Here is a 17,017-nt window from a genome sequence, read left to right on the forward strand (position 1 = left end):
ATGCTGATAAACTTCCGATTAGATGTACACGCATGAGGCGGTGATGGCACGATTGAGCAATGCGCTCCGCTTTGTTTTGCAAGGTGGCCCGCCGGAGAGTGGGTTGCCAGCTCGGGTCAGGCAAGAAATTCACAAGCGGGAAATTGCATCCGAGCGTCTGATCGGTTGGGTACAGCTGTCCATCGTTTTATTCTTCGCAACGCTCTATTCGATAGCACCGAAGGCAGAAGGCAGTAGCGGGTTCAATTTCGTGCCGCTGGCGTTGGGCGCCTATTTTCTCTTTACGGTTATTCGGTTGACCTTGTCCTATCGGTACGAACTGCCCAAATGGCTGCTTCTTATGTCCATCGTGGTCGATATGGCGTTGCTCGTCGGCCTGATTTTTTCATTCCACATTCAGTATGGTCAGCATCCCACCTTCTATTTGAAGGCTCCAACGCTGATGTATGTCTTTATCTTCATTGCACTGAGGGCACTGAGGTTTGATCCGCGCTTCGTCCTGACCACAGGTCTTATGGCTGTTGTCGGCTGGGTCGGGCTGGTTGCCTATGCCGTGTTGGCGGACATGAATGGCATGCGGGTGACGCGCAATTATGTTGAGTATCTGACAGGAAACACGATCCTCATTGGAGCGGAACTGGACAAGACGATGGTGATTCTGACGGTCACCATCGTGCTCAGCGCAGCGCTTTACCGGGGCCGCGTGATGCTGTTTGAGGCGATCAGGGAACAAGCTGCTGCAGCTGACTTGCGCCGGTTCTTTGCGCCGGAGGTGGCCACCTCTATCACCGAGTCCAAGGCTGCTTTGGTGGCAGGTGAGGGCAGCATGCGCGATGCGGCGATTGTTTATGTCGATATTCGCTCGTTCACCTCTACGGCCAGTACGCTAGAGCCAGAGGTCGTCATGTCCGTTCTGGCCGCCTATCAGGGGCTGGCGCTCAAGGTGATCAAGGATGAGGGCGGGAGGATTGATAAATTCCTGGGCGACGGCATTCTGGCAACTTTCGGTGCCGTGGTGCCGTCAAAGACATATGCCGCCGATGCGGTGCGCGCTGTTTGCGCCTTGGCGGAGGAACTGGGCGAGCATTCGGACCTGTTCACCAAGGCAGGATGGCCTGGCCCATTGCGGTTCGGCACAGCTGTGTCTGCCGGGTCTGTTATGGTCGGAATCGTTGGCGGCTTGGAACGGCTTGAATTCACGGTGATCGGCGATGCGGTCAACAGGGCGGCAAAGCTTGAAGATGCTAACAAGGCGCAAAGCAGTAGAGTGTTGACTGACAGTGCCACTTATGAGCTGGCGGTGGAACAGGGTTACATTGGACCCAGGCCCGATATGAGGCCAGAACAGCAAGTTGCAGGACTTGCGCAATCGATAACCCTTGCCGTTCTGGCCTGAGTGGGCTCTCCATGAGATCTGCCTCTTGACCAAACCGTCAATTGGAGGCACTTTACCGCTTTAGTTGACGTTTTAGTCAATAAGATAATGATAACCGTTAAATAACAATGGTTTGAATTACAAATACTATCGGAGGAAAGAATGCAGTTGAACCAATCCATCGCCGCTGTCGTGACCGGCGGCGCTTCTGGCCTCGGAGCTGCTACCGCACGCATGCTGGCTGGCGAAGGCGTCAAGGTGACCATCTTTGACCGGGATCGTGCTCTTGGTGAGGTTGTTGCCAATGAGATTGGTGGCGTATTCGCTGAAGTTGACGTGACCGATCACGCCAGTGTCGAGGCGGGCTTTGCAACTGCACGTGCAGCCCATGGGCCAGAGCGTATCCTCGTGAACTGTGCGGGCATCGCGCCTGTCGCCAAGACAACATCTCGCGGTGAAGCGCATCCGATGGATATGTTCGAGAAAGTCATCGCGGTTAATCTCGTGGGATCTTTCCGCTGCATCTCGCTTGCGTCGACGTCTATGGCAGAACTTGAGCCTTTAAATGAAGATGGCGCCCGCGGTGTCATCATCTCGACGGCATCCGTCGCCGCATTTGATGGCCAGGTCGGCCAGGTTGCCTATGCATCGTCAAAGGCGGGCATCGCCGGAATGACGCTTCCCGTTGCCCGTGATCTGTCCAGGTCCGGCATTCGCGTCATGACCATCGCACCGGGCATTTTCGAGACCCCGATGCTGCTTGGCTTGTCGCAGGAAGTTCAGGACAGCCTAGGCCAGCAGGTTCCATTCCCGTCCCGTCTGGGCCGCGCAACCGAATATGGCCAGCTGGTCAAAGCCATCTGTGAGAACGACATGCTGAACGGCGAAACCATCCGCCTTGATGGCGCAATTCGCATGGCTCCACGGTAAGTTCGGATTTTGGTAATCTGAGACGTTTGAATATTTACGCGGGGCGACATTAACGCCCCGCGTAAAACTTTTAGGATCACGGCACCAGGATGGCGCTGCCGGTTGTTCTGCCGGCTTCCAGATCACGGTGCGCGGTGATGACGTTTTCGAGCCTGTAATCCGCACTAGGCTCAGAGCCGATTCCGGCCGCCAGATGATGGACAACCCGGTCTGCAGCTCTTCGATAGCGAGCAAGGTCGGAGACATAAAACATCACGCTTGGACGGGCGAAGGCGACGGATCGGGGAGCAGCGACTTCCGCAGCAAGATTATCTGGCAAGGGGCCGGTGATCTGCCCGACATTCACAGCCATGCCGAATGGGCGCACACAATCCAGAACGCGCAGAAAATTCAGCCCGGCTAAGCCCTCATAAGCAACATCAACGCCTTTGCCATCGGTCAGGCGGTGAACTTCAGCAGCAAGATCGGTATCGCGCCCAACGATAACGTGATCCGCACCGAGCCGTTTTGCGATCTGGGCCTTTTCCGGGCTGCTGACCGCGCCGATCACCGTTGCGCCGAAGTGCTTGCCCCAGCGTGTTAGCATGGAGCCGAGCCCGCCTGCAGCTGTCTGTACAAACATCACAGTGTTGTCGCCGACCGGATAGACATCCTTGAGCAGCATATAGGCAGTTAGTCCCTTCAGCATGGAAGCGGCCGCCGTTTTACTGCTGACGGCGCTGGGAAGTCGGATCGCCCGCTCTGCCGGAAGCAGTCTTGTCGCGGCATAGGCTCCGGTGGGCGCACCAACATAGGCGATCCGGTCGCCAACTTGCAGCTCTGTGACACCTTCGCCGATGGCCTCGATGACACCGGCAGCCTCCAGACCTAGAACCGCCGGATAGGCCGGAAGGGGATATAGCCCCGAACGTTGATAAATGTCGGCATAGTTGAGACCGATGGCCTCATGGCGCACACGGATGGTGTCGGATCCCGGCTCTCCAACGTCCTGGTCTTCAATGCGGAAGTTTTCGGCTGGTCCGGGTTGGTGCAATGTGATGACTGTGCTCATGATCGTTCTCCTGTATCTGGATAGGAGCATTGCGCATGTTAGTCTGATTGAAAATTATCAAAATAATATCATTTAATGGGAATAAATTAACAGATATGGATTGGGAAAACCTGCATATTTTCGCTCTTCTGGCGCGTTACGGCACCTTGTCGGCGGCGGGCAGGGCCGCTGGTGTCGAACATGCGACCGTGTCTCGGCGCGTGGCTAATCTGGAGCAAGAGCTGGGCCTCAAACTGGTGGATCGCCGGGGACGGACCATCTCACTCACCTCCGATGGAGAACGCATCGCAGCGCTCGCGATTCGTATGGAAACCGAGACTCTGTCCGCAGAGCGCATTGCTGCGGGAGGCAGGTCTTCTATTTCCGGCGAGGTGGTAATCAGCGCCCCGCCAGCCTATGTCGCCAAAGTGCTTGGCAAACAGCTGACAGATCTGGCGCTAGCCCATCCGGACCTGTGTGTGACAGTGCTGGGCGACACGCGAGAAGTCTCGCTGGCGCGCCGGGAGGCGGACATTGCCATTCGCCTGAACCGCCCTGTTGCAGGCGATCTGTCGATCATGAAGATCGATGAGATCGGATTTTCCTTCTACGCAGCAGACGGGTACGTGGAGAAGACAGCGCAAGAGGACTGGCGTTTCGTTGGCTATGACCATGGGATGGATGGCGCGCCACAACAGGGCAAACTGCTGGAGTTTGCAGCTGGCAGACCGTTCGGCTTCCGGGCGTCTTCGCTTGATCTACAACTCCACGCGGTGTCTGCAGGTGCCGGAATAGGCCTGTTGCCGGATTTCATGGGAGCATCTGCAGCAGGGCTTGTGCCTGTGACCGGACCAAAGGTGCCGTTGAAGCGGGAGGTCTGGCTCGTGGTTCATCCCGATATCCGGCAAGCACCCGCCATCAGAGCCACGATCACCGCGCTTGCCGGTTAAGCCTGTGTCAGAGCGTTCGTGTCAGCCGCAAAGCGTCATAGATCGCAGCATGAGTGTTGCGCGCCGAGACCGCATCGCCGATCCGGAACAGTTTGTAGGTGCCGTTCGGATTGGGGCAAACGTTCTGCGGACTGCTGTCAATCATCGACTGATAGTCAACAGCGCCCAGATTGGAGGCACCTGGCTTGAGGTCGAAATAGAGCTCGTCCAGCGGCCGGGTTCCATGATTGACGACAATCTGGTCAACATGCCGTTCACGCCGGACATCGCCGTAATCACTGCCGATTTCCGCAACCAACTGATTGCCATCCCTGCGCGCTGACAGCAGCTTCCATGTGACAGTAAACGTTGTGTCCAGATGCTGCATAGAGCGCATATAAGGCACGAGATTCATCGCCATGACTTCAGGTGCAAAGCTGCGGTCCGGCGTCATGACTTCAACCTTGGCGCCGGTTTGGGCAATTGTTTCGGCGGCCATAAGGCCGGGATGATCCCCGGCATCATCATAGACAAGCACATTGCTGCCCGGTTTGACGTCGCCCGACAGGATATCCCATGCAGAAACGACCAACTCGTTGCCAGAGGTCAATACCTCTGTGTGAGGCAATCCGCCTGTCGCGACGATCACTGCATCCGGGTTTTCTGCCAGAACGTCGGACGCTTCGGCGAAGCTGTTGAAATGGAAGGTCACACCCAACCGGTTACACTCTTGAAGACGCCAATCGATGATGGAAATCATCTCCCGGCGCCGCTCGTTGAGAGATGTAAGTCGGATCTGGCCACCGGCGTGATTGGCCGCTTCGTGGACGATCACTTCGTGACCGCGCTCTGCGGCCACCCGCGCCGCTTCAAGGCCAGCAGGACCTGCTCCGATGATGACGATTTTCTGACGGGTTTCAGCTGTTTCGATCTGATGCGGCATGTCCAGCTCGCGTCCGGTCGAAGGGTTGTGGATGCAGTAAGCCGCGCCACCCTGATAGATCCGGTCGAGGCAATAATTGGCGCCGACGCAAGGTCGGATCCGGTCTTCTTCGCCTGCAAATATCTTGGCGATGATATGCGGATCGGTCATATGCGCGCGTGTCATACCGACCATATCCAGCTTGCCGCTGGCAATGGCGTGGCGTGCGGTGGCGACATCCGGGATCTTCGCGGCATGGAACGTCGGGAACTTGGTGGCGGCGCGGATTTCGCCTGCAAGATCCAGATGCGGCGCATTGCGCATGCCCTGCACGGGGATCAGATCCGTCAAACCGGGGTCGGTATCGATGTGACCCTTGACGATGTTGAGGAAATCTACCAGCCCGCTGTGCTTGAGGCGGTGCGACATGTCCAGCCCGTCTTCGCGGGTCAATCCGCCCGGCAGGTCCTCATCGACTGAATAGCGAATGCCAACAATAAAGTCCGGGCCTACCCGCTTGCGGATCGCGCGCAGGACGTCAAAGGTAAAGCGCAGCCGATTGTCGAAGCTGCCGCCATAAGGCGCGTCCAGATTGTTGGTCCGCGGCGAGGCGAATTGTTCGAGTAAATGACCATAGGCCTCAAGCTCTATGCCATCCACACCCGACGCGTGCATCCGCTCGGCAGCATCGGCGTAGTCCTGAATGATCCGGGCAATGTCCCAGTCTTCAACCTGTTTCGGAAAGGCCCGGTGGGCAGCTTCCCGCTCATGTCCTGCGGAGACGGCTGGCAACCAGTCCGCTTTGTCCCAGCGGGTCCGCCGTCCCAAGTGCGTGAGCTGGATCATCACAGCCGCGCCATGGTTATGGCACTCGTCTGTCAGCTTCTTCATCCAGCCGACCACTTCGTCTTTCCAGGCGAGGATGTTGTTGAACACCGGCGGGCTGTCCCGCGAGACGGAAGCGGATCCCGCTGTCATGGTCAGTGCAACACCCGCTTTTGCCCGTTCCACATGATAGGCTCGGTAAACGTCCTTCGGCATGCCGTCTTCCGGGTAGGCCGGTTCATGGGAGGTGATCATGACCCTGTTGCGAAGGGTCAGATGCTTGAGCTGGTAAGGCTGTAGAAGCGGATCTGTCGACATTGGACGGCTCCAATTTGGCGTTGGCTACCATCACTAGAAATAAAATATACACAAGTGTCAAGTTTAAGATCAGTAGTGTCTATTTTCTTGCGAAAAGAGACGGAAACGCTCTATATCGAGTGTCATGATGACAGATAGCCCCCCGGACGATACGAAGGACACAGGCTGGCGAGGCTCCAGGGAACTATGGCTCTCCGCTGCTTTGTCAGCATTTCTTGAGGGGGGCGTGGATGCGGTTAAAATCCAGCCGCTTGCCAGCCGGCTCAATCTGTCCCGCACCAGCTTCTACTGGTTCTTTGAGAACCGCCAAGACCTGTTGAAAGCTTTGCTGGATCAGTGGGATGCGCAAAACACAGCTGTTCTCGTAGAGGCAACGCAGGCTTATGCAGAAACGCCCACGGAAGCGGTGCTCAATGTCACCTATTGCTTTTTGGAGCAAAAAGCTTTTGACCCAAAGCTGGAGTTCGCCATTCGCGGCTGGGCTCTGCAATCGGATGATGTCATGGCGCGGGTTATCAAGACTGATGAGATCAGGCTTAAGGCGCTCACTGCACTTTTACAGAAGTTTGGATTTGACGACGAAGATGCGGACGTACGGGCGCGGACCATCTATCTGGTCCAGATCGGCTACATCTCGATGCAGGTGCGCGAAGACCTCGATTTGAGACTGAGCCGGGTTCCCGGCTATGTCCGCACATTTTGCGGCCGGGAACCCTCAAGCAGTGAATTCGCCCGCTTCAAGGCGCGCTTTCGCCCTCAATCGGATTGAAGCGACGCTCTGCGGTCAGAGCTTTGCCAGCAAGGCAGGTGTTGGCCACCCGTCGGCAGGCATGCCGAGTTTCTGCTGAACAGCCTGAGTGGCGTTACGCGTTCCAGACCCCAGAATGCCGTCGATCTTGCCAACGTCATAACCGCGAGCGGCCAGTTTGGACTGCAGCTGCTTCATCTGGGCATCGGTCAGACCCTTGTCCGGATTGCCTGCCTTGTAGACAGGAGCACCGGCCAGGCGGGTGGCGAAATAGGCAGCTGTCGTCGTGTAGATGAACGACTGGTTCCATTCCAGATAGATGTTGTAATTCGGATAGGCGAGGAAGGCCGGGCCCTTCCGGCCCTGTGGCAGGATGAGCGAAGCAGGCAGGTTGGAGATCTTGCCACTTCGCGCCTTAACGCCCATGCGGGCCCAATCCTTGCCCGATTTGGTCCTGCCAAGTCCAGTGGTCTCCCAGGCGAACCGGCCAGGCATGATGACTTCTTGCAGCCAAGGTTCACCTTTGCGCCAGCCCAGGTGCTTGATGAACGAAGCGGCCGTCAGGATCGCATCAGGTGAGCTGGCTTTGAGATTGACATGGCCATCGCCGTCGCCGTCCTTGCCGAACTTGACGATGTCTTCCGGCAGCATCTGGACCTGACCGATTTCACCAGCCCAGGCACCCTGCATGGTTCGTGGGTCGAGGTCGCCGTTCTGCGCCATATGGATTGCTGCGATCAGCTGTGGGCGGAACAACTGCGGACGGCGGCAATCGTGGGCGAGGGTCGCCAGCGCGTTGACCGTGTTGAAATCACCCTGAACCGCACCGAAGTCTGTCTCAAGAGCCCAGAACGCGGTGATCACCGGCGCTGGAACGCCATAGTCTTGCTTGGCGCGGCTAAAGACACCGCTGTACTTCTTCATTTTGGCTGCGCCATTCTTCAGCCGATAGCCGGATATGGCACGCTTGGAAAATGTCAGGAAGTCCAGTTTGAAGACGCCCTGTGCCCGGTCACGGGACAGCACCTTGCGGTCGATCTGTGCGCCGGACAGAACCTGATCGGCAACACGAGCCGACAGACCCATGGAAACGGCTTCCTGTTTGACGCCAGCCAGGAATTGCCGGAAGTCGCCGCCGCATTGAGCTGCCTGAGCGGTAACAGGCTGTGTTGTCAGGGCGGCAAAGGCTCCAAGAGCAAAGGCGGTGAGGGCAAGCGTAGAACGTTTTCTGGGCATCTGGATCTCTGTCTGACGGCTATTCGAAAGGGCGATTTGCAAATCAGGGACAGTTGACGGTGCTACACCCGCAACGTCAACTGTCTTGATAGCATTCTTTGTCAGATCTGATTTCAAAGGCCCCGTCAGCGATAGATCAAGGTTGGCAGCCACATGGACAAGGCCGGAATGAAGGTTACCAACAAAAGCACGGCAACCAGCGGCACCAGAAACGGCACCGTCGCTGACAGACAGCGCTCGAACGGCACTTTAGATACTCGCGAAAGTACGTAAAGCACCATGCCGACCGGGGGGGTCAAAAGGCCGATCATCAGGTTGAGCACCATGATGACGCCGAAATGAACCGGATCGACCCCCACATGAACGGCGATGGGCAGCAGCACCGGCACGAGGATTGTGATCGCTGCCACGGTTTCCAGAAAGCAGCCGACAACAATGAGGATCACATTGATCAGCGCCAGAACGACAATCGGATTTTCCGAGACTTGCAGGATCAGGTCGGCGAATTGCTCGGTGACCCGGTTTGACGTCAAGATCCACGCAAAGATCGACGCGCCAGCTACAATGAACAACACGACCGAGGTGGTTTCAATTGTATCAAAGGACACCCTGAGGAACCGCCGCAAGGTCAGGGTTCGGTAGACAATAACCCCGAGAAAAAGTGCCCAGGCGCAGGCGGCAATCGCTGCTTCTGTGGGGGTGAAAACGCCAAACAGAATACCGCCGACGATGATCACGGGCGTCAGCAGGGACAGCAGCGCTTGCTTGAGTGTTGCTCCCAGCACGCCCCAGTGAAATGCCTGATCACGCGGGTAATTGCGGGTCCGGGCATACCAGGCCACCATGATCATCAGTGCGACGGCCATCAAGAGGCCTGGAATGAAACCGGCCGCAAACAGCTGGCCAATGGAAGCACCGGCCATGACACCGTAGATCACCATGGGCAGGGACGGGGGAATGATCGGGCCGATGGTCGAGGAGGCTGCCGTGATGCCGACCGCAAAGCCGGGATCATAATTGGCATCGCGCATCGCCTTGATTTCAATGGCCCCCAATCCGCCAGCATCGGCAACGGCAGCCCCGGACATGCCGGCAAAGATCACAGATGCGCCAATGTTGACGTGACCAAGCCCGCCGCGCATCCAGCCGATGAGAGCACGGGCAAAGGCAAAAATGCGGTTGGTGATGCCGGCGGTGTTCATCAGGTTGCCGGCCAGAATGAAAAATGGCACGGCGAGCAGCGCGAAACTGTCTACCCCGTTGACCATCCGGTGGATCACCACAACGTCTGGAACCTGGCCCGTGACCAGAATAAAGGCGAGGGACGATCCAGCGAGCGCTATGCCGACGGGCACACCAATAATGATCAGGCCGAACAGCAGGCCGAAAAGCATGAGAAGAGCCACGTGGTCACTCCGATTGAGAGGATGCGTCGATCGGCACTTCCGGATCGATCAGGGGGCTGGTGCCAGTGCGCAGATGTTTGATCAGGATCCAGATCGCAAGCAAAAACATGCAGGCAAAACAGATCGCAACACCCCAGTAAACAAACGATTTGCTGACCTCGATAGAGACCATTTTCTGGCGCGTGCGCTGGGCTAGCCGAACGCATGAAAATGCCATTGAGCCGTAAAAGACGACGGCCACCAAATCGACAAAGGCCTGAACCACGCGCCGAACCGGGCGGGACATCCAGCGGTAGAAGATCTCGACCGCAATCATGGCTTCCTTGCGCACGGCCATCACGGCCCCGATGAAGGTGACGGCGATGAGCAGATATCGTGCGATTTCCTCGGTCCAGCCTAGAGAGTCATTCAGCACGTAGCGGGTGAAAAACTGAAGGAAAACAACTGAAAATAGCAACCAGAAGACAAACAAAACCAATCCATCGTGCCAGCGAATATCGCTGAGATCGATAGTTTCATTGTCGTCCTCAATCTGATGCTGCGGCACACCGGGCACGGTCATGCAGCACTCCCTGACTTGGGCTTTGGGCTTTGGACCTTAAGCTTGGAAATTCGAGTTAGCGATCTTGGGCCAAGACTGGAGAAGGTGGGAAAAGCGGCCCGGGCACGTGTGGCCCGGACCGGACTTGCCTCAAAGAGCTTGAAGCTTGTCGTATTGTTCCTGTGTCCAGGTGGCATCCGGACCGTTGTGAGACGGCATGGTTGCTTCACGGAACGGGACACGGTCAACCACATTGACCTGATTGCCTTGTTCCGTAAACCAATCGGCCAGAGCGGCTTCGTTCTGCTGGATATCAGCAGTCGCGCCCACAGCGGCCTCTTTCAGAATGGTCATCAGGATTTCATAGTCAGCATCGTCCATCTGGTCACGGGCAGGGCCGCCAACGATCGTCATCAATGCATCGCTGATGTGACCAGTCAGGTTGATGTTTGTCTGAACTTCGTAGAATTTTTTCGCCTGAATGGTTGGCAGGGGGTTTTCCTGAGCATCAACTGTGCCCTGCTGCAAGGCCAGATAGACTTCCGAAAAGGCAATTGGTGTTGGGTTCGCGCCGACCGCATTTGGGAACATCAGATAAAGCGGTGCGTTTGGAACGCGGATTTTCAAACCTTCCATGTCGGCAGGTGTCATGATTGGCTTGTTCGAGGTCACATGGCGCTGGCCATAATAGGTCAAGGTGATGACATGATTGCCAGAGGCATCAAGGTAACCGGCTGCCATTTCCTTGAAAAGCTCGGAGTCGCGATATGCGGCCCAGTGATCATAATCGCGGAACATGTAAGGCGCGCCGCCGATGGCAATCGGACCAAATGAACGTCCGGCAAAGGACTGTCCGGTGTAAATAATGTCTACGGTGCCCAGTCCAAGGCCTTCGTTGATATCGGTTTCCTTACCGAGGGATGAAGCGGGAAACACCTCGATACCGATGCGATTATCAGTCCGCTTTGCCAGTTCCTCTCCAGCCCAAACAGCCCATTTATGATAAGGTTCGGTGGTTTCGTAGACATGAGCCCACTTCAGGTTCTTGTCGGCTTTGGCGAAAGCGCTTGTGCCAATTGTTGTCATCGCGGCGGCAGCCGCGCCGGTTGCAAGCAGAGTCCGTCTGTTAATTGAAAAAGTCATTATCTTCCTCCCAGAAGTTCATATGAAATCATTCGATTTCTTATATAAAATTATCTTTTATGAAAAATGACGCAGGATCAAGCTCATAATTGCGTGGTTTCGTCAGAATTTTATGCACGGAAGGGTTTAGTTTTAGGAGTTTGTGCCGCCAGAGCAAGCGCGGCCGATCATGAAAATTTTTTATTGCAGACCACTACCGGCAGTTGTTTCTGCCGGAGCCTGCAGAGATAGGGCCGCGACTGCTTCTCGTCGCCACTCCGGCTGAGGATCTACAATTGGCCCCTTGTTGCCCCTGGGTCTGATAAGGATCCGTCTGGGGACGGTAGTTGGCCCCTGAAGTCTCATTACTGCAGATCTGAAAGGCCATGTCGTAAAGCCCCTGCCAACCGCCAGGGTAGGCTGCCAGATTGTCCAGCACAGCCACTGCGCCACCCGCCCTTGCACCGCGCTCGGCACCACCGGCACCGCTCCAGCCACCGCCGATGACGGCACCGCGCATACCGCCAGCGACGATGTCGCCGGTTGGGTCGCCATTGCCAAGATAGCTGTCTGCATAGGACCGGGCATAGGCATCACAATCTGCTGAGCGCGGAATGCCAGGCAAGGGGATCGGCAGATTGTCTGGCTCAGGCAGGCTGTCGGCCAGTACAGGGGAGGCAATCAGGGACAAGAGCAGCACGAAGCAAAACACAGGTCCAACAATCAAGCGCATGGAATATTCCTTGTGTTTTCTGGTCTCATGTTTTCCAGTCCAGATTATATCCTGACAGTTACAATGCCAGTGGATCAATTTATTATGAGCCCGAGCCCTGGAGACGGGTCCTCATCCTGAGGCTGGAAATCGTGCGGTATCCAATAATCTTCCTAAAGAATGTAATCCAAGGGCTTAACATCCGTAGTGTTTTACTCTTTAAATGCTAGCGAACAAACAGCCGGTAGCGCGAGGGGCAAGAGTCTCGGTGCTTGCACGGCCAACGTGACAGAGATCACAAGGGGAACCATTCATGAAACGCATCTTGTCCGCCCTGACGATTGGAGCTGGTTTGGGGGCTGCAGTTCTGAGCGGCACAGTATCGCCCGTCGCAGCTGAAACCCTGAAGATTGGTTTCCTTGCGACCCTGTCTGGCCCACCTGCTGTCCTTGGTCAGCATATGCGTGATGGGTTCCTGCTGGGTGTCAAACAGGCTGGTGGCAAGCTCGGCGGCATGGATACGGAAGTCATTGTTGTCGATGACGAGCTGAAGCCGGACGGCGCGATCACCAAGGTGCAGGGCCTTCTGGAGCGCGACAAGGTCGACATCATGGCCGGTGTTGTCTTCTCCAATGTCATGATGGCTGTCTATAAGCCGATCATCAAATCAGAAACGATCTTCATCGGTGCCAATGCCGGTCCGTCTCCGATTGCCGGCAAGGGCTGTAGCCCGTATTTCTTCTCCACGTCTTATCAGAACGATCAGAACCATGAAGTCATGGGCCGCTATGCCAGCCAGCAGGGCTATGGCAAAGTTGTCGTAATGGCGCCAAATTATCAGGCTGGTAAAGATGCGATTGCGGGGTTCAAGCGTCACTACACTGGCGAGGTGGTGGAAGAGATCTACACAAAGCTCGGTCAGCTTGATTTTTCTGCAGAGCTTGCCCGGATTGCTGATGCCGAGCCAGAGGCACTGTTCACCTTCATGCCAGGTGGCATGGGGGTCAATTTGGTCAAACAATACTCCCAGGCCGGCCTCAAGGGGGTAATCCCCTTCCTGTCCACATTCACTGTCGATGAGACGACTTTGCCCGCGACCAAGGACATGGCAGTTGGTCTTTATTCTGGTGCCGAATGGGCCTCTGACATCGACAATGATGCAAATGCAAGCTTTGTTCGAGCCTTTGAAGCTGAGTATGGCTACCCGCCTTCGCTCTATGCTGCACAAGGCTATGACGCAGCGCGTCTAATTGACGGTGCCGTCGATATGGCCGGTGGTATTGCCGACAAGAGAGCGCTGATGTCTGCCCTTGCAGCTGCGCCGTTTGAAAGCGTACGTGGCGATTTCAGTTTCAATACCAATCAGTTCCCGATCCAGGATTTTTACCTGGTCGAAGCTGTGAAGCGCGGCAAGAAATATGTCACCGAGGTCAAGCAAAAGGTCTTCGATGATGTTGGCGATGCTTATGCTGGTTCTTGCCGAATGTAGTAGGCCACGTGCATTTGACAGACCCGGGCTGAGAAGCTCGGGTCTGTTTTTATTGTGACGATAATATTCGGACATTCGTCTTGAGCATGACCCTTCTGGCCGTGCAGACCCTCAATGGGCTGCAGCTCGGTATTCTTCTGTTTTTGATTGCAGCCGGTCTCACGCTTGTGTTCGGGGTGATGGATTTCATCAACCTGGCCCATGGAGTCCAGTATATGCTGGGGGCCTATCTGGCGGTTGCCTGCTATCAGCTTACCGGATCATTCTGGACCGCTGCCCTATTGGCGTTGGGGGCTGCGTTGATTTGCGGTTTGGTGCTGGAAGTTCTGGTCTTCAGGCACCTTTATGACCGGGATCATCTGGATCAGGTTCTGGCGACCTTTGGCGTGATCCTGTTTCTCAATGAGGCGGTCAAAGTCATATGGGGTGCCGCACCCTTGTCCTTGCCGGTGCCGGAGCTGCTGGACGGGTCCATCCAGCTGATGGACAATTTCCGGTATCCTGTCTTTCGAATCGCGCTGATCGCCTCAGGTCTTGCCGTCGCTGGCCTGCTCTATGTGCTGGTGACACGCACGCGCATTGGCATGCTGGTTCGGGCCGGGGCAACCAATCCGGAAATGGTCGCGGCGCTGGGCATCAACATTCGCCGGTTGTTCATGCTGGTGTTCGGGTTTGGTGCAATGCTGGCGGGCTTTGCCGGCATTATGGCAGCGCCCATTTTGTCAGTCGAACCGGGTATGGGCGACAACCTGCTGATCCTGGCGTTTGTCGTCATTGTCATCGGCGGCATTGGTTCTATTCGCGGAGCCTTCATGGCAGCGCTGCTGATCGGCCTTGTTGATACGCTGGGGCGCTCCTTTGCGACCGATATCGCCCGTCTTCTTCTGCCGCCCTCTGCGGCCAATGATGTCGGGCCTGCCATTGCTTCCATGCTGATTTACATCCTGATGGCAGGTGTACTGTTCTTCCGACCAAGTGGCCTGTTTCCGGTGCGCAGCGCATGAAATTCGTTCGTCTCAAGGCCTGGGCTTTTCCAATTGCCATCTTCGCAGTTCTGTCCCTGGTGCCAACCTATGCCAGCGTCTTCGATGATCGCTTCATACTGCTGTTCTTCACCCGCATTCTGGTGTTTGCCATTGTCGCGGTAAGCCTCGATTTCATCCTTGGGCTTGGCGCAATGGTCAGTTTCGGACATGCCGCCTACATCGGCTTCGGGGCCTATGCGGTCGGCATTCTGGCAGAGCATGACATCTGGGCAGCCTGGATCTCGTTTCCGCTCGCGATGGTCGCAGGTGGTCTGTTTGCTCTGTTCACCGGCGCGATCAGTCTGAAGACCCGAGGCGTTTACTTCATCATGATTACGCTTGCGTTCGGCCAGATGGCCTATTTCACAGCGACCTCGCTGTCCGTTTATGGCGGCGACGATGGTCTCACCATGTGGGGCCGCTCGGAGTTCTTCGGCACGGATCTCTTTAACGGCGATGCCTCATTTTATTATCTGGTCTTTGCCGTGCTGGCGGCTGTCTATCTGCTGCTACGGATCTTCTCTGCGTCTCGCTTCGGCAGGGTGCTGAGGGGCGCAAAGCAAAGCGAAGCCCGGCTTCAGGCCATGGGCGTAGACCCCTATCGCTACCGGCTTGCCGCCTATGTCATCGCGGGCGTGATCGCCAGTCTTGCCGGTGCTCTAATGGCCAATCAGAATGAATTCGTCTCGCCCGCTTATATGTCCTGGCACCGATCCGGCGAGTTGATCGTCATGGTCATTCTGGGCGGCCTCGGCTCCCTGCATGGGGCTATTTTGGGCACTGTTGCTTACATGGTGTTGGAGGAGGTGCTGTCCGGCTACACCGAGCACTGGCGGCTGATTTTCGGGCCGCTGCTGATCCTGGTGGTTCTCTATGGCCGAGGCGGTCTGATGGGACTGATGAATGGCTTGTCCCGGAGGGCTGAAAAATGACAGCCCAAGACCCCAAAGCCCCCATCCTGGAGCTTAAAGCCTTGAACAAGGCCTATGGTGCGCTGCAGGTCACCAGGGATTTGTCGCTCGCCGTGATGCCCGGTGAAATCCATGCGGTGATTGGCCCCAATGGTGCAGGCAAGACAACCTTGATTGGCCAGATCTCGGGCGAAACCAGCTCTGACAGCGGTCAGGTCGTGTTTGGCGGCAAGGATGTTACCGGCTGGTGCGTGGCCAGCAGGGCCAGAGCAGGTCTCGGGCGCACGTTTCAAATCACGGCGATCCTGCCGGAATTCACGGTTCTTGAAAATGTTGCGCTGGGTGTTCAGGCCCATCAGGGCCATTCGTTCCGGTTCTTGAGGGCCGCTGCCAGTGATCAAAAGCTGAATGACAAGGCGCTGCAGATCCTTGGTGACGTCGGTCTGGCAGAGCGGGCGGCCTTGCGCGCGGGCAGCCTGAGTCATGGCGAAAAGCGGATGCTTGAACTGGCCCTTGCGCTGGCCGTTGAGCCCAAGCTGCTGCTGCTGGATGAACCGATGGCAGGCACCGGGCCAGATGAGACCGCAAGGCTGATCGGGATTCTGAAATCCCTCAAGTCCCGATGCCCGATGCTGCTGGTCGAGCATGACATGGGCGCGGTGTTCCAACTGGCGGACCGGATTTCGGTGCTGGTTTACGGCGAGATTGTCGCCAGTGGCATGCCGGAAGAAATCCGGGCGGATCCCAAGGTGCGGCAAGCCTATCTGGGCGAGGATGACGCAGCATGAGCGAGGCTCTTCTCAAGATTGACGGCCTTCAGGCGGCCTATGGCGAGGCGCAAGTTCTGTTCGATGTGTCGCTGACCATCAACGCGGGCGAAGTCGTCACCCTGATGGGGCGCAACGGCATGGGCAAGACCAGCACCATCAAGAGCCTGATGGGCATGATATCCCCTAGCGCCGGTCAGATCGTCTTTGGCGGCAAGGATATGGCTGGTCAGCCATCCTATAGGGTGGCGCGGGCAGGCCTGGGTCTGGTGCCGGAAGGACGGCAGATATTCCCGACGCTCAGCGTGGAGGAAAACCTCGTCGCAACGTCCTTCAAGGGCCGGGGTGACACCAGCGAGTGGGACTTGAAGGACATCTACCTTTTGTTCCCGCGCCTTCAGGAACGTCGCCGCAATCTCGGCAGCCAGCTGTCTGGCGGCGAACAGCAAATGCTCGCCATTGGCCGGGCGCTGATGACCAATCCGAAATTGCTGATCCTTGATGAGGCCACCGAAGGCCTTGCCCCGCTGGTCCGCGCCGAAATCTGGGCTTGCCTCGAAGCCCTGAAATCTCGCGGCCAATCCATCCTGATCGTCGACAAAAACGTCTCGGCCCTGGAAAAACTCGCTGAGCGTCATGTCATCCTGGAAAAAGGCCGCACTGTCTGGACCGGCAACACGGCAGCGCTGAATGCTGATGCAGGATTGAAAGAGCGGTATCTGGGAGCTTGA

16 protein-coding genes are annotated in these 17,017 nt (G+C 56.7%); 9 read left to right on the forward strand and 7 right to left on the reverse strand.

Features of this window, described 5'->3' with window-relative positions; translation table 11 throughout:
* Positions 1–43: 43 nt before the first annotated feature.
* Positions 44–1,396: an adenylate/guanylate cyclase domain-containing protein gene (locus tag V6575_RS07930; RefSeq protein ID WP_340273723.1), complete on the forward strand. Its 1,353-nt coding sequence runs from the start codon at positions 44–46 to the stop codon at positions 1,394–1,396.
* 141 nt (positions 1,397–1,537) lie between these two features.
* Positions 1,538–2,305, forward strand: a complete 768-nt coding sequence (locus tag V6575_RS07935) for an SDR family NAD(P)-dependent oxidoreductase (protein WP_340273724.1) — start codon at positions 1,538–1,540, stop codon at positions 2,303–2,305.
* A gap of 76 nt (positions 2,306–2,381) precedes the next feature.
* Here the strand turns inward: V6575_RS07935 and V6575_RS07940 are convergent, their stop codons facing one another.
* Positions 2,382–3,356, reverse strand: a complete 975-nt coding sequence (locus tag V6575_RS07940) for a quinone oxidoreductase family protein (protein ID WP_340273725.1) — start codon at positions 3,354–3,356, stop codon at positions 2,382–2,384.
* A 95-nt stretch (positions 3,357–3,451) separates the two neighbouring features.
* Here V6575_RS07940 and V6575_RS07945 point away from each other — a divergent pair, with 95 nt between their 5' ends.
* Positions 3,452–4,285: a LysR family transcriptional regulator gene (locus V6575_RS07945; RefSeq protein WP_340273726.1), complete on the forward strand. Its 834-nt coding sequence runs from the start codon at positions 3,452–3,454 to the stop codon at positions 4,283–4,285.
* Positions 4,286–4,292: 7 nt separating this feature from the next.
* Here V6575_RS07945 and V6575_RS07950 read toward each other — a convergent pair whose 3' ends face one another.
* Entirely contained in the window at positions 4,293–6,329 is a 2,037-nt protein-coding gene (locus V6575_RS07950; RefSeq protein ID WP_340273727.1) for an oxidoreductase, read from the reverse strand.
* 127 nt (positions 6,330–6,456) lie between these two features.
* Here V6575_RS07950 and V6575_RS07955 point away from each other — a divergent pair, with 127 nt between their 5' ends.
* A complete protein-coding gene (locus tag V6575_RS07955; protein ID WP_340273728.1) occupies positions 6,457–7,098 on the forward strand; it encodes a TetR/AcrR family transcriptional regulator in 642 nt (213 codons plus the stop codon).
* A 15-nt stretch (positions 7,099–7,113) separates the two neighbouring features.
* Here the strand turns inward: V6575_RS07955 and V6575_RS07960 are convergent, their stop codons facing one another.
* The 5 genes from V6575_RS07960 to V6575_RS07980 all read right to left on the reverse strand — a co-directional run bounded on the left by V6575_RS07960 (position 7,114) and on the right by V6575_RS07980 (position 12,115).
* Entirely contained in the window at positions 7,114–8,313 is a 1,200-nt protein-coding gene (locus tag V6575_RS07960; RefSeq protein ID WP_340273729.1) for a lytic murein transglycosylase, read from the reverse strand.
* Between the two features lie 125 nt (positions 8,314–8,438).
* Complete coding sequence (locus V6575_RS07965; RefSeq protein WP_340273945.1) at positions 8,439–9,707, reverse strand: TRAP transporter large permease; 1,269 nt, start codon at positions 9,705–9,707, stop codon at positions 8,439–8,441.
* Positions 9,708–9,723: 16 nt separating this feature from the next.
* A complete protein-coding gene (locus tag V6575_RS07970) occupies positions 9,724–10,281 on the reverse strand; it encodes a TRAP transporter small permease (RefSeq protein ID WP_340273730.1) in 558 nt (185 codons plus the stop codon).
* 129 nt (positions 10,282–10,410) lie between these two features.
* Complete coding sequence (locus V6575_RS07975; RefSeq protein WP_340273731.1) at positions 10,411–11,403, reverse strand: sialic acid TRAP transporter substrate-binding protein SiaP; 993 nt, start codon at positions 11,401–11,403, stop codon at positions 10,411–10,413.
* A 193-nt stretch (positions 11,404–11,596) separates the two neighbouring features.
* Positions 11,597–12,115: a hypothetical protein gene (locus tag V6575_RS07980; protein ID WP_340273732.1), complete on the reverse strand. Its 519-nt coding sequence runs from the start codon at positions 12,113–12,115 to the stop codon at positions 11,597–11,599.
* A gap of 292 nt (positions 12,116–12,407) precedes the next feature.
* Here V6575_RS07980 and V6575_RS07985 point away from each other — a divergent pair, with 292 nt between their 5' ends.
* From V6575_RS07985 to V6575_RS08005, 5 genes are all read left to right on the forward strand, one after another.
* Positions 12,408–13,583 (forward strand): ABC transporter substrate-binding protein, encoded by a 1,176-nt coding sequence (locus tag V6575_RS07985; RefSeq protein WP_340273733.1) that lies wholly within the window; start codon positions 12,408–12,410, stop codon positions 13,581–13,583.
* Positions 13,584–13,669: 86 nt separating this feature from the next.
* Complete coding sequence (locus V6575_RS07990) at positions 13,670–14,587, forward strand: branched-chain amino acid ABC transporter permease (RefSeq protein WP_340273946.1); 918 nt, start codon at positions 13,670–13,672, stop codon at positions 14,585–14,587.
* Complete coding sequence (locus V6575_RS07995) at positions 14,584–15,540, forward strand: branched-chain amino acid ABC transporter permease (protein WP_340273735.1); 957 nt, start codon at positions 14,584–14,586, stop codon at positions 15,538–15,540. The genes V6575_RS07990 and V6575_RS07995 overlap by 4 nt, the downstream gene beginning before the upstream one ends.
* Entirely contained in the window at positions 15,537–16,307 is a 771-nt protein-coding gene (locus tag V6575_RS08000; protein WP_340273736.1) for an ABC transporter ATP-binding protein, read from the forward strand. The genes V6575_RS07995 and V6575_RS08000 overlap by 4 nt, the downstream gene beginning before the upstream one ends.
* Positions 16,304–17,017: an ABC transporter ATP-binding protein gene (locus V6575_RS08005; RefSeq protein ID WP_340273737.1), complete on the forward strand. Its 714-nt coding sequence runs from the start codon at positions 16,304–16,306 to the stop codon at positions 17,015–17,017. The genes V6575_RS08000 and V6575_RS08005 overlap by 4 nt, the downstream gene beginning before the upstream one ends.

The organism is Roseibium algae (assembly GCF_037783265.1).
GTDB classification, from domain to species: domain Bacteria; phylum Pseudomonadota; class Alphaproteobacteria; order Rhizobiales; family Stappiaceae; genus Roseibium; species Roseibium algae.

Coding starts and splice junctions, on each gene's coding strand:
- V6575_RS07995 (WP_340273735.1), top strand. CDS start 14,584: ATGAAATTCGTTCGTCTCAAGGCCTGGGCTTTTCCAATTGCCATCTTC.
- V6575_RS07940 (WP_340273725.1), bottom strand. CDS start 3,356: ATGAGCACAGTCATCACATTGCACCAACCCGGACCAGCCGAAAACTTC.
- V6575_RS07945 (WP_340273726.1), top strand. CDS start 3,452: ATGGATTGGGAAAACCTGCATATTTTCGCTCTTCTGGCGCGTTACGGC.
- V6575_RS07965 (WP_340273945.1), bottom strand. CDS start 9,707: ATGCTTTTCGGCCTGCTGTTCGGCCTGATCATTATTGGTGTGCCCGTC.
- V6575_RS07935 (WP_340273724.1), top strand. CDS start 1,538: ATGCAGTTGAACCAATCCATCGCCGCTGTCGTGACCGGCGGCGCTTCT.
- V6575_RS07960 (WP_340273729.1), bottom strand. CDS start 8,313: ATGCCCAGAAAACGTTCTACGCTTGCCCTCACCGCCTTTGCTCTTGGA.
- V6575_RS07980 (WP_340273732.1), bottom strand. CDS start 12,115: ATGCGCTTGATTGTTGGACCTGTGTTTTGCTTCGTGCTGCTCTTGTCC.
- V6575_RS07985 (WP_340273733.1), top strand. CDS start 12,408: ATGAAACGCATCTTGTCCGCCCTGACGATTGGAGCTGGTTTGGGGGCT.
- V6575_RS07950 (WP_340273727.1), bottom strand. CDS start 6,329: ATGTCGACAGATCCGCTTCTACAGCCTTACCAGCTCAAGCATCTGACC.
- V6575_RS07975 (WP_340273731.1), bottom strand. CDS start 11,403: ATGACTTTTTCAATTAACAGACGGACTCTGCTTGCAACCGGCGCGGCT.
- V6575_RS07955 (WP_340273728.1), top strand. CDS start 6,457: ATGACAGATAGCCCCCCGGACGATACGAAGGACACAGGCTGGCGAGGC.
- V6575_RS07930 (WP_340273723.1), top strand. CDS start 44: ATGGCACGATTGAGCAATGCGCTCCGCTTTGTTTTGCAAGGTGGCCCG.
- V6575_RS07990 (WP_340273946.1), top strand. CDS start 13,670: ATGACCCTTCTGGCCGTGCAGACCCTCAATGGGCTGCAGCTCGGTATT.
- V6575_RS08005 (WP_340273737.1), top strand. CDS start 16,304: ATGAGCGAGGCTCTTCTCAAGATTGACGGCCTTCAGGCGGCCTATGGC.
- V6575_RS07970 (WP_340273730.1), bottom strand. CDS start 10,281: ATGACCGTGCCCGGTGTGCCGCAGCATCAGATTGAGGACGACAATGAA.
- V6575_RS08000 (WP_340273736.1), top strand. CDS start 15,537: ATGACAGCCCAAGACCCCAAAGCCCCCATCCTGGAGCTTAAAGCCTTG.